This window comes from Lactobacillus sp. ESL0230, from assembly GCF_003692805.1.
GTDB lineage: Bacteria > Bacillota > Bacilli > Lactobacillales > Lactobacillaceae > Lactobacillus > Lactobacillus bombicola.
Genome location: NZ_REHI01000007.1, coordinates 54001 through 68784 on the forward strand (window position 1 = coordinate 54001; position 14784 = coordinate 68784).

Annotated in this window: 16 protein-coding genes; 5 read left to right on the plus strand and 11 right to left on the minus strand. The window is 33.5% G+C overall.

Annotated elements, in window-relative coordinates; all coding sequences use genetic code 11:
• The first annotated feature begins 5 nt into the window (after positions 1-5).
• The 3 genes from F5ESL0230_RS06495 to F5ESL0230_RS06505 are packed head-to-tail and all read left to right on the plus strand — an operon-like array spanning position 6 to position 1950.
• On the plus strand, positions 6-641 hold the full coding sequence (locus tag F5ESL0230_RS06495) for an ATP-binding cassette domain-containing protein (RefSeq protein WP_122022095.1): 636 nt from the start codon (positions 6-8) through the stop codon (positions 639-641).
• Positions 631-1152, plus strand: coding sequence for a hypothetical protein (locus F5ESL0230_RS06500; protein WP_122022096.1), 522 nt, complete (start codon positions 631-633; stop codon positions 1150-1152). The genes F5ESL0230_RS06495 and F5ESL0230_RS06500 overlap by 11 nt, the downstream gene beginning before the upstream one ends.
• Positions 1153-1164: 12 nt before the next feature.
• Positions 1165-1950, plus strand: a complete 786-nt coding sequence (locus F5ESL0230_RS06505) for a hypothetical protein (RefSeq protein WP_122022097.1) — start codon at positions 1165-1167, stop codon at positions 1948-1950.
• A 180-nt stretch (positions 1951-2130) separates the two neighbouring features.
• Here F5ESL0230_RS06505 and F5ESL0230_RS06510 read toward each other — a convergent pair whose 3' ends face one another.
• From F5ESL0230_RS06510 to F5ESL0230_RS06530, 5 genes are all read right to left on the minus strand, one after another.
• Positions 2131-3066 carry an AAA family ATPase gene (locus tag F5ESL0230_RS06510; RefSeq protein ID WP_122022098.1) on the minus strand — a complete coding sequence of 312 codons (936 nt, stop codon included), beginning with the start codon at positions 3064-3066 and terminating at the stop codon, positions 2131-2133.
• A 102-nt stretch (positions 3067-3168) separates the two neighbouring features.
• A complete protein-coding gene (locus tag F5ESL0230_RS06515) occupies positions 3169-3843 on the minus strand; it encodes a 2,3-diphosphoglycerate-dependent phosphoglycerate mutase (RefSeq protein ID WP_122022099.1) in 675 nt (224 codons plus the stop codon).
• Between the two features lies 1 nt (position 3844).
• The gene (locus F5ESL0230_RS06520; protein ID WP_122022100.1) at positions 3845-4027 is read right to left on the minus strand and encodes a hypothetical protein; all 183 of its coding nucleotides are present in this window, start codon (positions 4025-4027) and stop codon (positions 3845-3847) included.
• Positions 4028-4041: 14 nt separating this feature from the next.
• Entirely contained in the window at positions 4042-4926 is an 885-nt protein-coding gene (locus tag F5ESL0230_RS06525) for a cation diffusion facilitator family transporter (RefSeq protein ID WP_122022101.1), read from the minus strand.
• Positions 4927-4971: 45 nt separating this feature from the next.
• Positions 4972-5652 carry a histidine phosphatase family protein gene (locus F5ESL0230_RS06530; protein ID WP_122022102.1) on the minus strand — a complete coding sequence of 227 codons (681 nt, stop codon included), beginning with the start codon at positions 5650-5652 and terminating at the stop codon, positions 4972-4974.
• 327 nt (positions 5653-5979) lie between these two features.
• Between F5ESL0230_RS06530 and F5ESL0230_RS06535 the strand changes: the two genes are divergently transcribed.
• Entirely contained in the window at positions 5980-6618 is a 639-nt protein-coding gene (locus tag F5ESL0230_RS06535; RefSeq protein WP_122022103.1) for an HAD hydrolase-like protein, read from the plus strand.
• A gap of 34 nt (positions 6619-6652) precedes the next feature.
• Positions 6653-7237, plus strand: coding sequence for a DJ-1 family glyoxalase III (locus F5ESL0230_RS06540; protein ID WP_122022104.1), 585 nt, complete (start codon positions 6653-6655; stop codon positions 7235-7237).
• Positions 7238-7316: 79 nt separating this feature from the next.
• Here F5ESL0230_RS06540 and F5ESL0230_RS06545 read toward each other — a convergent pair whose 3' ends face one another.
• The 6 genes from F5ESL0230_RS06545 to F5ESL0230_RS06570 form a co-directional block, all read right to left on the minus strand.
• Positions 7317-8486 (minus strand): hypothetical protein, encoded by a 1170-nt coding sequence (locus F5ESL0230_RS06545; RefSeq protein ID WP_122022105.1) that lies wholly within the window; start codon positions 8484-8486, stop codon positions 7317-7319.
• Complete coding sequence (locus F5ESL0230_RS06550; RefSeq protein WP_122022106.1) at positions 8486-9655, minus strand: hypothetical protein; 1170 nt, start codon at positions 9653-9655, stop codon at positions 8486-8488. Before F5ESL0230_RS06550 ends, F5ESL0230_RS06545 begins: the two co-directional genes overlap by 1 nt.
• A gap of 2 nt (positions 9656-9657) precedes the next feature.
• The gene (locus tag F5ESL0230_RS06555; RefSeq protein WP_122022107.1) at positions 9658-10272 is read right to left on the minus strand and encodes an ABC transporter ATP-binding protein; all 615 of its coding nucleotides are present in this window, start codon (positions 10270-10272) and stop codon (positions 9658-9660) included.
• Positions 10273-10354: 82 nt separating this feature from the next.
• On the minus strand, positions 10355-10657 hold the full coding sequence (locus F5ESL0230_RS06560) for a hypothetical protein (protein WP_122022108.1): 303 nt from the start codon (positions 10655-10657) through the stop codon (positions 10355-10357).
• A gap of 606 nt (positions 10658-11263) precedes the next feature.
• A complete protein-coding gene (locus tag F5ESL0230_RS06565; protein WP_122022109.1) occupies positions 11264-11890 on the minus strand; it encodes a hypothetical protein in 627 nt (208 codons plus the stop codon).
• A 480-nt stretch (positions 11891-12370) separates the two neighbouring features.
• A partial coding sequence (locus F5ESL0230_RS06570) for a DUF1542 domain-containing protein (protein WP_122022110.1) occupies positions 12371-14784 on the minus strand: 2414 nt, incomplete at its 5' end.

A 14784-nucleotide genomic window follows, 5' to 3' on the forward strand; every position in this document is an offset into this window, starting at 1 on the left:
ATCAAATGAGTTTTATTGAATTGAAACAAGTAGGGAAAGTCGTTAAAAAAAGAGCACTTTTACATGATATTAATGCCTGCATTGAACAAAATAGTATTACTACATTAGAAGGAATCAATGGTTCAGGTAAAACACTAATTTTAAAAGCTATTTTAGGGCTAATTAAAGTTACTGGTAGTATCACGGTTAATGGTAAATTGGTTAAACCAGAAGAGCCCTATCCTGTCAAAGCAGGTATCTTAATTGAAAATCCAAGTTTGATTGAAGAATTCACTGCTTATCAAAACTTACTCCTTTTAGCTAAATTAGATTCAAATATTCAAATCGAAGAAATCAACTATCTGCTTGACTATTTTGATTTATCAAGGTTTCCTAAGCAAAAAGTTAAAAAATTTTCTTTAGGAATGAAACAAAAATTAGGAATTGCTCAGGCCCTTTTAGGAAGATACCCCTTAATTGTATTAGATGAGCCAACTAATGCCTTGGATCAAGAAAGCATTGCTAAATTAGTTAAGCTGATTCATAAATACCAACATGATGGACTAACGTTTCTCATTGCTACTCATGACTCTAACTTTGTTGAACAAGTAGCAACTAAAGAATTATCTGTGCAAGAAGGGACCGTTAATTATGAAAAATAAAAAAATACTATGGTCAATATTTTTGGCAATTTTTGCCTTAATAATCGTCAGCTATTTACGCTATCAGCAAGTAAATAGTAATCTTACGCAATCTGGGGTAACAGAAGAAAAATTTTTTCAACAAAAAAAGGTAGTTCATGCCTATCATGTTAACTTCATTATTCACCAAGTAAAATTAATTAAGTCCAAAAATGAAGTAAGCGCGCGAGTTCAACTCTCACTTCATCAAACCGGTACTCCGAATTATGGTATGAAAAAGAATTATGCTAATTACATTGAAAACTTTTATTTAAATAATCCATATGGCCTTAGTAATCCAGTTGATACGTGCTATGACAGAAATAACCATCTTGTAGGACCATATCCAGCAATTGTTCATGCTAAGCAGCCAGTTACACTACATTTTTCAATTCCACGTAATTCCTATGATAAACGCACTAAAAAGCTGCGAATTAGCTTTTTAGTGCCTACAAAAAAACATTATGTCAAATATTCGTTACTTTTAGAATAAAAAGGAGAAAAAATGAAAGTTTTATGGTCACGCTTAGCTAAACGCTGGCTAATCTTAGCTATTATCATTGCTTTAATAATTAGTTTTTTACAATTTGTCACCTTAACAAAAATTCCAATCGAAGATTCACCTTATACACGCTGGCTTTCAATTGATTCTTTTAATTTTGCTCCAATTGTCTTCTTTATCTTATTACCAATTTTTAGTAGCCTACCAGCAAGCATTATGCTTAAAGAAGACTATGATAGCGGCTTACTATATAAATGGAAACTACAAAAATCGATTAAACAGGTTCTATTCGACTATATAAAAATTGCCTTTATTACTGGTTTCATTGTAACTGCACTCGCTTTATCTGCTAATTTATTTAGTTGGTTTATGATTTTGCCAAATATCAAGCCTGATAATCTATTAAATAAAAATATTTTAGTAATCAACTTTAATACATTATTTGTTTCCCTCTACTATACTCATCCATTTATACATGCAATTCTTTCAATCATTTTTGCAGCTTTTTGGAGTGGCTTATTTGCGGTTTTTGTCACAGTCACATCCCTGTGGGTTAAAAATAAATTTGCAGCTGCTTGTTCTGGTTTAGTATTACAAATAGTCTTATTACTCTTTAATAATCTTTTCAAATTACCTAACCTAGTTAGCTATGCCCCAGCGGACTTTTTACATGAAACCGCCCCTACAACCAATATTAGTTTACCAGTAACCATGATAGTCACTTTGCTACTAATGATTTATTGTGGTGTAATGTTTTATATTGATCAAAAAAAATTAATTAACCTTTAAACTAGTAATTTTACTACATTTATTTTAAGCTTTCTGTTTAAGTACTGCTAATGGAAAATTCTATTAACAGTTTTTTTGTGGCCAAAATCAACTTAATTGAAACTAAAAAGACCTGATGCCGATTAAACATCGGATCAGATCCTAGTTCTTTACCAACAATGACCTACTTGCGTCTTAATTTTACCAAATATGCAATAATCGGTCTGGTTGCAATTTACTTAAGTTGAATTGATGAACATGCTGTGGCTTACTTGACGGGAAAGGTGCAACGAAGTCAGCTAAATTTACTAAACCAGTTGAATAAGTCCAAACACCTTTGACCTTTTTAATTGGATCTAGCAGTTCATTTCTAATTGGATAAGCAGAAATTAAAAAGTGCTTATGATGAAACTTAAATACAAAATAGGGTAAACGAAATTGATTAATAATTTCATCTTTTGTTTTACCAATTGTTACTACGTTACGATATGTACCATACTTTGCAGTAAATTTATCATTAAATGAAAAATAAAAATTAGAAATATGTACATGGGGAAAGTCTGCTTCAGCCATCTGATCAGGAATGGCAACTACATGAGCAAAATGATCCAAATTACTTTCTCTTTGTGACAAAACTTTAGCCATTTGATTAGGATTGATTACATGCGCCCATTCTGGCAAGTCAAAATTATCTTGATAAGATAAATACATTTCCCGCACAACCTCAGGCTTAACCCAATCATATTGCCGGCGAATTTCATTACGATTAAGTAAATTTTGCAAATTCTTGTGGTACATTAAATCAACCACAAATAATTCATAGCGATAGCGTTCAAGCAACGGCTGATAATGCTCAATAGTTTCAACAGAAATATGAGTACTATCAACAATAACGGTTTCGCCACGCTTCATTTTTTCTTCTACGAGGTAATCTACCACTTTTTCCGTTTGTTCATTTGCTGAGCGCGGAATAACTTGACGCAGGCAATCGGTATCTTCTTCATAATAATAGGTTAAATTAGCCAACAACAAGCGAATTTGGTCGCGGCTGATCGCATATGGCTGTAAATGATGGCGTGAAATGAAAGAAGATTTACCGGAGCCAGGTGCGCCTCGTAATAAAAATATTTTACGCATACCTTATACTCCAAACTAAGAATGTAAATTTATTTAGTATCGTAGTAAATTTTAACATAAATTTGGCTAATTCTTAATTATAAGTAAAAAGCAATTAAAAATTTAGTTTAAAATTTTTTTATCACAAATATGTAAGTAATCATCAAAAGTATAAATAATGGGTTCTGCATTAGCTACTTCAAGTTTTACAATCTCATTATCATCTATTTGTTCGATTTTTTTAATTAATGCTCGTAAACTAGAGCCATGAGCTACTACTAGTTGATCTTCACCTTTAAGCATTTTACTTACAATTGCTGTTTGATAGTACGGCAATAGACGTTGTTGCGTTTGGTAGAGGCTTTCAGCTTGCGGTAAACGTCTTATATCACAATTAATATAGCGCCGATCATAAAGTGTTTTTCCAGCAGGTGGAATTGAATAAAAACCTCTACGCCACTTCAAAACCTGCTTATCACCATAAATTTGTCGTGACAGGTCTTTATTGACTCCACGTAAAATGCCATAATGTCGTTCATTTAGGCGCCATGTCTTAGTTAGCGGTAAATATAAAATATTGGCCGCTTCTGCTACAATATTGGCTGTTTCAATAGCTCGAACTAAAATAGAAGTATGAATATGAGTAGGATTGAAATCTGCAATTTCCTTAAGTAATTGACCTGCTGCTTTGGCCTGCTCTCTTCCTTTCGTAGTTAAGGCGACATCATTCCATCCAGTATAAGTATTGGTAAAATTAGCAATGCTTTCTCCGTGACGCAATAGTACCAATTTCACCATTTTACTTCACCCAATGCATAATTAACAAAATAATGCCACTAATTGTAAAAATAAGCCCTAAAATCATAAAGGCATTATAACCTTTACTTTGCTTGTAGCGTTTTCTATTAAAAGCATAGGCCATATCATATAAGCCAACGATTAAAACAATAATTGCTGTAAAAAGATTAACTTGAAAATTCATTTTTTCTCCTATTCTTAATAATCATGATTAGTCTCAATCAGCCGATGATTCTTCCCCCGTTCACATTCAACTTGAAAGTTAATATGGTTGATACCCAAAGTTATCAGCTTTTGACTAATTACCTGTGTCAATTGTTCAAATTCTTCCGCTGTCAATTCGGGAGCTACATTAACATGAGCATCTAACATAATATAGCGCTCACTATAACGCCAAACATGAACATGATGCATATTTTTAATTTCAGGAAAAGACAATACAATTTTATTTATTTCAGCTAAGTCAATATCTGGGTTAGATTCCATCAAAATATTAGCTGCCTGCTTGGTTAAGCCATAAGCCTCGTGTAAAACAAAGAGTGACACTAAGATAGTCATTACTGGATCAAGCCAACTGACATGCCAAAAATAAATACATATTGCACCAATCACTACTGCTACGCTTGAGAGCGCATCGCTTAGCATATGAATAAAAGTTGAACGAGCATTTAAATTATTTTGTTCAGCTTGATGCATGACTAACATTGAAATCACATTCGCCACTAGCCCAATTATCGCTATTACTAACATAATTGGCCCACTAATTTCATTAGGCTGCCAAAAACGCTCAATTGCTTCAATAAATAAGACAATACTAATAATAATTAAAATAATTCCGTTAGTGAATGCAGCTAAAGTTTCTGCACGCTCATAACCAAATGTCTTATACTGATTACTACGGCGTTTACTAATTAAATGAGCTATAAATGAAATAATAATTGCACCAACATCACTTAAGTTGTGAACTGCATCCGACAATAACGATAGCGAGCCAGAGATTATACCGCCTAAAAATTCACTAACCGTTATAATTACATTCAAGACAGTTACATAAATATATCTCTTAGTCCGATGATCATTCATTAACTTCACCTCTCAATAGCAAAAAGTCCTACTTTTAGTAGAACTCTAAATATTTTCAGCATCAATATTGTAATCAATAATTTCAAACTTGCCATTATCAGCTAAAAGTGCCCGACTTATACTGCCGTTGTTAGGAAAAATAATATCATGCTGACCATCACTTTGCTGCCAATACTTAATTGCTAAAGTTTTAATAAAATCACCATGGGAAACAATTAATACCCGTTGCTCATTTTTAGTCAATTCCTGTAAAACAGAAATTGCCCGTTCCATTCGTTTATCTAATTCCTGGCTATTTTCTGCTAAATGCCGTGGATCAGCTTTTTTCGTCGCTTGCCGGAATCTAGCAATTCCAACTTGATTAATAATACTCGTAATATCTTTTTCTGCTTTCAAACCAGCAGCTAATGCAACTTGTTGCCAAGTATTGTCAATATCGTCGCCTTCAAATGAGCCAAAGAAAACCTCACGAAATTCTGGTAATTTCTTTATTTTACCTATTTTAGAAACTTGATTAGCATCTTTTATTAAATGAACTGTGTCAATTGCTCGCTTAAGATCAGAAGAATACATATTGTCAAAATGAACTTGACTTAATGCATTAGCCGTTTTTTTCAAGTCGTCGATTCCCTTTATTGTTAAGGGCGAATCACTCCAGCCCTGAACTTTATTCAACTGGTTAAACATGGTCTCGCCATGACGCACTAAATAAATTTCCGTTGCCAACTTATATTCTCCTTTCAGCTATAGCATAACGTGGATTAAACTATAACATATATGCCTTATAAAATAAATAGCCTACCTGCAATAAGATTAGTGTTATAAATAATATTCTTAATTGCATGATCTACAGTACATTTTTTATCGGTAAATATATAGTAATCAAACTTAGATATCAAATTGAACGATTATCAACACTACCGCTAATAAAATTTTTGTCATAATTCCTCCCAAAAAATCAAAACACATTATAGAATTATAGGTATTGGCCCTTCTTGATCATCATATCGATTATAATATACTTAATAAACCAATTTAAGAAGGTAAATTTAAGTGACAAAATTTGAAACGTTAATATTTATTCCAGAAGGTAGTTTACTTAATGAACAAGTCGCTGAAAAAAATGCTCTAAGTCAAACACTAAAATCAAAGCAGCCATTTGGTCCAAGTGAGCGTTTAAAATATACCAAATTACAAGAAAAAACCAAACTACTAGGATTAAACAAGCGAATTTCATTAATCCTAAATGCGTTCAATCTTCAGCCAGAAATTTTTACTATAAATTTACAAAAACAGCATCAATTAGTCAAAGGAACTATTTCGTTTTTAGATGCAGTCGTTGACCAGGTTAATTTAATCATGTTGGCTAAAGAGTCAAAACAGATTATCACTCCTCGCTTAGAGCAAAGTGCACTGCTAACTTATTTTGCTGCTACCTATTTTGCTGATGATTTTACCCAAGAATTGCCTGCTAAATCAGTTTTAGCGCAAGTTGTCCGCCAAGAGCAATTAGACCCTGATACATGTTTAGTCATTGGAACAGATTTAGCTGATGAAATTCAAGGAGCCGTAAATACAAACTTGCAATCACTATGGCTTGCACCCAAAAAAAGCAAATTACCAATTAGTCCGCGCCCCACCTTACATTTAAATAAGTTAAGTGACTTATTATTTTATCTTGATCTCAGCTAGTTTATAATATTATATAGAAAGAAGAGGTATTACCATGAAAAAAGTTGCCGTTGTATTTGCCGATGGTTGTGAAGAAGTAGAAGGATTAAGCGTAGTTGATGTTTTGCGACGCTTAAGCATTCCAACTGACATGGTTGGTCTAACTAGCCCAAAAATCACTGGAGATCACCAAATTCTACTTACATGTGACAAAGTATTAGATGATAGTTTATTAGATTATGACTTAGTTGCTTTCCCAGGCGGAAAAAGCGGTGCCGAAAATTTACGCGATCATAAAAACCTTCGTGACTTAATGGTTAAGCGTCACGAAGAAGGCAAATGGAATGCAGCGATGTGTGCTGCTCCAATTGCCTTAGCCCGTTATGGCATATTAGACAACGCTGATTATACTTGTTATCCAGGTTTTGACAAACAGACTAAGCAAGATGCACCAACTGGCAAATTTAAAGAAACAATTACAGTAACTGACCACAAAAATAAGCTTATTACTAGTCGCGGTCCGGCTACTGCGTGGGCATATGCTTATGCAATTGCTGAGGCTTTAGGGGTTGAAACTAAACAGCTACAGCAAGGCATGCTTTACAATTATCTAGCTGATAATATCCAGACCAGCTTGTAATAAAAAACCGTTCCAATTCAAAAGAGTTGGAACGGTTTTTACTTGATACTTAATAATAAGACCGGTAAATTTTTTATTACTAAGCTTTGCTATTTTGATATGTATACTCAACAATAACAGTTAAAACTAAGATAATCACTATACTACCAAGCAAAACAATGATTCCCGCACTAAAATTTAATTGCGGATTTTGGTATAACATTCCTAGTTTCCCCGAAACAGTATCAACCGCATTTAGATACGTCACCGGTAACCAAGCACTAACTTTTCTTAACATTGGGACAGCTATTACCGCCACATTCACTCCTAATACTAACAAGAGTGCAAGCAGCAATGTGGGCAGTTGCGCACGAAAAATTATGGCCAAAAATCTTACCAAAACTATTAAGAATAACAAGCCTAAAAGTTGTAAAGCAATAATTGGTAAAATTAAATTGTCACTAGCCACAAAGTTAGTCATCATTCGACCGTTAACAAATTTATAGGTCAAATACGGAAAAGCTAAATTACCAGCACCAGCAAAAATCGTTGCGGCAATTATCATTAACAAATTTATTACCAAAAAACTTCCCCCTAGTAATATTAAACCCGCACTAATTTCCGTTAAAGCTTGACGCCATTTACTAATGGGATTGAGCCGAGTTAGATCAAGTTTTTGATGATAAGGTTCTGTTAATAATAAAGTTAAGATAAACAAAGCCACCAAAGTAAATAGATACGGTAAATACTGCTGGTTAAGGTGCAACCAAAATTGGATTCCCGTTACTGGCATATCTTGATTTTCATAAGCGAGTGGTTTGTCTTTAAGATAGGCAAAAAATTTTAGTTTGTTATTAGTCTCTGTCACTTGAGCGGGATCAACCTGGTCAGCAATGTTTTCTAAGTGTTTTTTTTCATGCTGCTTTTTTTGCCACATCAGCGTATAAGCTAACTGCCACTTAGCAGCTTGAGCAGCTTTTTGTATTTGATAATCTTGGTTGGCAATTTTTTGGTTACTATTAATATCTTGTTCAGTTTCTTGATAAAGGTCACTATTTTTCTTTTGCTGCTTCAGATTTTGTTTTAACTTAGCAATCTCTGTTTGATAGTAAGTACCTTCTTTTTGGGCTCCTGCCTGCAAGGTAAATTGGGGCGCGGTACGTAGATTCAAAAATAAAATAAAGCCCAAAATTAGAATCAGGATAGAAAGACAAATTGGCGTCAACTTATTTTTAACTACTTTTTTTAATTGAAATAGGAGATAAGCCATTACAGTACCTCCACTTCTTTGAAATGATGAGTTCTAGTCCGTTCTAATAAGCAAATCAAACTAAACAAAACAAGTGAACCAATTAGTAGGGTACCTACCCCACTAGTAAAATTAATATGGTAATTATCTAAGTTATCAGCAACTACCCCCGAAACTACATTGATTGCATTAAGATAAGTGTTAGGTAGCCACTGGGCAATCTGAGCCAAAGGTTCAATTATGGTGGTTGCTAATCCAATACCTACTACTAAAAGTACCGCTAATAACAGGGTCGGTAACTGATTATGCAATAGTTTTGCCAGTAACTGAATAAACAGTACTAAAAATATAAATTCCAAAAATTGTAAGATTAAAATTTGGGGGATTAAAGTAGCTAACGGAACTACAGCAACTGTTTGCCGTCCATTGACTAGATGATGAATAATAGCTGGGTATTGTAAATTACCCGTGCCAAAGATTAAAGATGCTCCGGTAAAAACTAATAAACTTAACAATAAATATAATAAACAACTAATGGCTAATCCTACCAAACTATTAGATAGTTGCTTACGCATTACATTTATTGGTAAAGCAGTGGTGATGTCTAAGCCATTTTTATAAGCGTCAGTATATAGATACGTTAAAATAAAAATTATCACTAAGGTAAATAAAATTGGCCAATAGGTTCCGTTTAAATCTGACCAAAACTGAATACCAGTAACGGCTGCATCACTTTCATAAGGCAGCGGATGCTTAACTAAATATTGATAGCGCTTTTTGATGCCACTAACAAAGTCAAGGTTTCGCTCACTTAATCCGGTAGTTTTCATTTTATTACTCTCTTTGATTTTTTCCTTATAAACTGGTCTCCATTGCCCCTTATTAATATGTTTAATCAACGCTTGATTTGCTTGTAATTGTTTTTTTGTTTGCTTCAGTGCGATTTTAGTTTGACGGTAACCTTCACCAGTCGGCGAATATTTTTTTAATGCTTGCTTATCTTGGGCAATATTATTTTTTTGGATTACAATATTGCCTTGTATCTGACCCTTGATTGATTCTCCGCTGTCAATTTGATTAGCATTAAGAAATAAAACACCAAAAGAAATAATTATTAAAATGCACGAAGCAATTATGGTTAAGTTATGCTTGGTAATTTTTTTAAATTGAAAACCAAAGTAAGACATCATTCCTACACCTCACGCATCATTTGTTGTTCTAAAACTAAGCGATGAGCGTTGATCATCCTTAGTTCACTGCTATAATGTGAGGTCATGATAATACATTTGTTTTTATGCGAAACTTCTTGCGCTAAGCGGTCATAAAGTTGCTTGCGACTTACCTCATCCAAACCATTGGTTATTTCATCCATTAAATAATATTCGGCATCACTTACAAAATACATGGCTACCAGCAATTTCTGTTTCATTCCTAGTGAATACTTTTTAATGGGTACTTTGGCGTAATCTTGTACCCCTAAGAAGGCTAACTCGTCTGCTAAATTCACCTGTGAGTGCCACATGTTTTTGATAAATTTTAAATAGTCTAAGCTATTAAGATTGGGATTGAGCCAGTCATTACTTTCGAAGAAAAAAACTTTGTCCTTATTTTGGGTATACGGTTTACCTTCTAAGCGAATTCTTCCAGCGGCAATCGGGATCAAATTAGTAATTGCCCGCAAAAAACTAGTTTTGCCTAAACCATTTTCGGCAGCAATCTGATAAAACTGACCAGGCATAAACTGATAACTAAAATCATGTAGGATTGGTTGACGGGTTTTAATTGTGAGATGATTAACTTCAAGCATAACAGTCTCCTTGATAAAATGTGGTATTAAAAAATGATAGGATTAAATAAGCCTATCATTTAATATTAAATTTTATATATAATTAATATCCTCCCTTATAAAAATTAGTATGTAAGTATGTTTTATAATTCCACGCACCGTTAATTTGTTGATTAGTGTAACCAGTTTGCTTAGAACTTGCCGGAATTACTATATATCTATAACTATTAAAGTTTAATTCTTCACCAGTAAAAATATTTTTATCAAAATGATACGATTTAACTGCAGTTCTTGTTGCTCTATATGTATCAAATTCTAAATTATCTTGACCGTCTGCATGAACGGTTGCAACTCCCCCAACTGCTAATGAAGAAATCGCCAACATAGACATTAAAAACTTTTTCATTTCATTTCACATCCTTAAAAAAATATGTTTAAAAAACCATGTTTGCGCAAACAATTATTCCAATATATATATATATATCTTACATAATTATTGTATAATATTTTAAAAACAGTTACTAGTTTTTTTTAAATAAAATTAGAAATATAACATATGATAAATTTTGCATAGTCAATAAAATTTTATTTACCATTGATAATATTATGTTACTTTTAACACAACGTATTACCAATTAAATAATTTTTTTAATTTTTAGTTGAATTGGCTTAATTTGCTTTGTGAAACATTTCAGGGAGGACGAAATCTATTTCAAAGATAACGTAGAAGAATATCCAATCACACGTGCAGATCTAATTGCCAAACGACTTTTAAGCTTTATATATTCAATAAAATTTATACTTATTTTTTCCACATAGTAGATAACTAACTGATTATTTTTACTTTTAATAACATTTTTATTTTAGAAAAAAATAATTGACTTTTATTGGTAGACTGATATTCTTTAACCGTTAAATTCATTAAATTGCTTATCATATTAGAAGTTGACTCTACCAATACACCTTATTCTTAATAACTAAAAATAGTCCCCCAAGCTGGGAGACTACTATATTAATATTGACCAATCATTAAACTTGGTATAAATTGATAATTTCCATGATTAAGCCAACGTTGTAGTTCAAGTAAAGAATTCTCTCCTATTTCCTTATTACGTTTAGGTAATCGCTTGATTTCTTGTTCAACCTTTATTAATTCTTTTAAAGCTGCTTTCTTCCCTTGACTATCTTTAATCCTCATTACCTCAAATTCAGCTTTAACCAGAGGCTTTAAATTGCGCTTAAGTGCCTTAACATTATAAATACCAGTCAGCAAGCTAACCCAACCTTGATATTTCCCACTCTGGTCAATAATATGCACCATTATATGCTTATTTAAAGAATTAACTTCAGTTACTTTGAATAATATTTTATTGACTACCAGTTGCTCAACATAAGCTTTACTATATTTTTCTACTTGCTCGGCTTGTCTATACATTGGGTTCATCAGCGAATTTGAAGATAACCTAAATACATAACCAGCTCGACTTAACTGTTTAGTTGCAATTTGATCAATTTGCATTGTATTCTCCTGATTATTTTTAGTAGAGGCATTGACGAGTGCAGTTGCAATTGTTCCAGTTGCTAGTGTAAATAATGATACAGCAGTTGAAATCACCATTAATTTAGAACTTTTTTTCATTGTGTCTTTCCTCCATAACATTAAACTTGTTAATTTATTTTTAATATAAACTGAAAGTTAATAATAGTCAATTAACATTTGTTAAATTTTTTTATTTTTATTTTTTCTTAAATTTCCATCTGAAATGCTTTGATAGAGTAGGTTTTTGCAATTTTAAATTTATAAATAAAAGTAAATTATGTTGCTATTTAATACTAATATTTATATTTTAATCTCAATTAATAAAAACACGTTTTATAAATTTTAATATTCTTAATTTTCCTTGTAATTAATAATATATTTTAAAAATTGACAGTAATAAATACGTTTTAAATATAAAGTATACAAAATTATATAACGATAGTTCTAAATCTAAATAGTAATTTAAAATAGCTTAGTTTGACATAAAATTGAATTTATTAATAATAAAAAAAGAAGCCCTACCTCTTTTGAGATAGGAGCTTCTTTTACTACTTAAGTTTGTTCAAGAATTTCTTGATTTTACTTGAAGTTAGAACGTTTAACGAATTTATTTTGACCAACTGCATAATATTCGCTACCTTGAATATTTACTGCATTACCATAAGTTTGAACTGCACTATTCTTTTTTAATGCTTTCCGACTTATTCTTTGGCCATATTGGTTATATACATATGACTTGTGCTTTAACTTACGGCCAGTTCCTGTAACATTATCACTTGCTACATATTGACCTTCAGCTATTGCTACGTACTTCTGTCCACTAATCGTTCTACTTTCACCAGTAGTAATTCTGGATCCTGCCTTTAGAACAAGCTTATTCAAACGGTTACCATTTTCATCATAAATGTATGCATTATGGTGAACTTCTGCATTCGCAGTTACTCCATCAGCAAGGGTATTATTTGCCTCTACAGTTACAAATGCAAAATTGGCTGCCTTGACATAGCGGTTTTGACCAATGATGTAGTATGCAATACCCTTGATCTTCACTGGATCACCATATGTGCCAACTTCTGAATTCTTCTTAAGTAATGTTATACCTACACGCTTGCCATAACGGTTATATACAAATGCATTCCGTTTCAGGCGACGCTTGTTACTAATAACATTATTAACAGCTACGTATAAGCCATTATCTGTTATGTAGAATTCCCGACCGTTAATCTTTTCTATTCCATACGTTGAAATTATCGAACCGCTCTTAGCTACCAATAAGTTAGCTCGCTTACCTTGTTTGTTATAGAAGTAAGCATTGTGGTTAAGCCGCTTTTCAATAGCATCTGGCTTATTATTCCCTTGACTAGGAATATTCTTATTAATTTCAGCTATAGCATTATCGAGAATTTGCTTTAGCTCTTCAGGAGTTTTAGCTTTACTGATTGCATCCTTAGCTTTGGCTGCCACATTATCAACTGCCTTATTAGCGGCTGCTTTTTGCTCATCAGTTAAGTTTGGATCCTTATTAATTTTATCTTTAGCTGCAGATACTGCATCATCGATTGCTTTGTCTGCAGCTTTCTTTTGGTCTTCTAAAATTTTATCAAAAGTTAAATTAGTGTTACCTGGGTTAGTGTTACCACCATTGCCACCAGGGTTACTATTTCCACCATTGCCATTACCACCAGAATTGTTGTTGCCTGGTACTTGCTTGTCAATATCTGAAGTTCCCTTGTCCTTAGCCTTGTTAACTTCGTCTGGGGTCTTGGCCTTGTCGATTTCGTCCTTAGCTTTGGCTGCGGCATCATCAACTTGTTTCTTAGCATCTTCTTTTTGCTTGTCAGTTAAGTTTGGATCTTTATCGATCTTATCCTTAGCCTTGGCTGCGGCGTCATCAACTTCCTTCTTAGCATCTTCTTTTTGTTTATTCAAGCTGCTATCTGGAACTACTTTACCAATTTCAGCTAAACCATTTTCTTTAGCTTGGTTAACTTCATCTGGCGTCTTAGCCTGATCTACTGCATCCTTAGCAGCAGAAGCGGCCTTGTCAATAGCGTCAGTTGCCGCCTTCTTCTGCTCATCTGTTAACTTAGGATCCTTATTAATGGCATCCTTAGCAGCGGAAGCAGCCTTATCAATGGCATCCTTAGCGGCCTTCTTCTGATCTTCTAAGCTGTTACCTGGTGTGTTGTTGCCTGGTACTTGCTTGTCAATATCTGAAGTTCCCTTGTCCTTAGCCTTGTTAACTTCGTCTGGGGTCTTGGCCTTGTCGATTTCATCCTTAGCTTTGGCTGCGGCATCATCAACTTGTTTCTTAGCATCTTCTTTTTGCTTGTCAGTTAAGTTTGGATCTTTATCGATCTTATCCTTAGCCTTGGCTGCGGCGTCATCAACTTCCTTCTTAGCATCTTCTTTTTGTTTATTCAAGCTGCTATCTGGAACTACTTTACCAATTTCAGCTAAACCATTTTCTTTAGCTTGGTTAACTTCATCTGGCGTCTTAGCCTGATCTACTGCATCCTTAGCAGCAGAAGCGGCCTTGTCAATAGCGTCAGTTGCCGCCTTCTTCTGCTCATCTGTTAACTTAGGATCCTTATTAATGGCATCCTTAGCAGCGGAAGCAGCGTCATCAATTGACTTCTTAGCATCTTCTTTTTGCTTATCTAAAGTGCTGTTTGGAACAGCCTTACCAATTTCAGCTAAACCATTTTCTTTAGCCTTATTAATATCATCAGAGTTAACAGCCTTGTTGATTTCTTCCTTAGCTTTAGCTGCGGCAGCATCGACTGCTTTATTGCCAGCTGCTTTTTCAGCATCTGTTAAACTACTGTCTTTATTAATGGCATCCTTAGCAGCTCCGGCGGCCTTATCAATGGCATCAGTTGCGGCCTTCTTCTGCTCGTCTACTGTACCATTTGATTTTGGAATACTGTTGATTCCTGTAATTCCGTCTGCTTGGGCTTGATTAATTTCATCTGCATTCTTAGCCTGATCTA

Bases quoted from the DNA above. Each gene is read 5' to 3' on its own strand.
- F5ESL0230_RS06495 (WP_122022095.1), top strand. From the start codon at position 6: ATGAGTTTTATTGAATTGAAACAAGTAGGGAAAGTCGTTAAAAAAAGA.
- F5ESL0230_RS06500 (WP_122022096.1), top strand. From the start codon at position 631: ATGAAAAATAAAAAAATACTATGGTCAATATTTTTGGCAATTTTTGCC.
- F5ESL0230_RS06505 (WP_122022097.1), top strand. From the start codon at position 1,165: ATGAAAGTTTTATGGTCACGCTTAGCTAAACGCTGGCTAATCTTAGCT.
- F5ESL0230_RS06510 (WP_122022098.1), bottom strand. From the start codon at position 3,066: ATGCGTAAAATATTTTTATTACGAGGCGCACCTGGCTCCGGTAAATCT.
- F5ESL0230_RS06515 (WP_122022099.1), bottom strand. From the start codon at position 3,843: ATGGTGAAATTGGTACTATTGCGTCACGGAGAAAGCATTGCTAATTTT.
- F5ESL0230_RS06520 (WP_122022100.1), bottom strand. From the start codon at position 4,027: ATGAATTTTCAAGTTAATCTTTTTACAGCAATTATTGTTTTAATCGTT.
- F5ESL0230_RS06525 (WP_122022101.1), bottom strand. From the start codon at position 4,926: ATGAATGATCATCGGACTAAGAGATATATTTATGTAACTGTCTTGAAT.
- F5ESL0230_RS06540 (WP_122022104.1), top strand. From the start codon at position 6,653: ATGAAAAAAGTTGCCGTTGTATTTGCCGATGGTTGTGAAGAAGTAGAA.
- F5ESL0230_RS06545 (WP_122022105.1), bottom strand. From the start codon at position 8,486: ATGGCTTATCTCCTATTTCAATTAAAAAAAGTAGTTAAAAATAAGTTG.
- F5ESL0230_RS06550 (WP_122022106.1), bottom strand. From the start codon at position 9,655: ATGATGTCTTACTTTGGTTTTCAATTTAAAAAAATTACCAAGCATAAC.
- F5ESL0230_RS06555 (WP_122022107.1), bottom strand. From the start codon at position 10,272: ATGCTTGAAGTTAATCATCTCACAATTAAAACCCGTCAACCAATCCTA.
- F5ESL0230_RS06560 (WP_122022108.1), bottom strand. From the start codon at position 10,657: ATGAAAAAGTTTTTAATGTCTATGTTGGCGATTTCTTCATTAGCAGTT.
- F5ESL0230_RS06565 (WP_122022109.1), bottom strand. From the start codon at position 11,890: ATGAAAAAAAGTTCTAAATTAATGGTGATTTCAACTGCTGTATCATTA.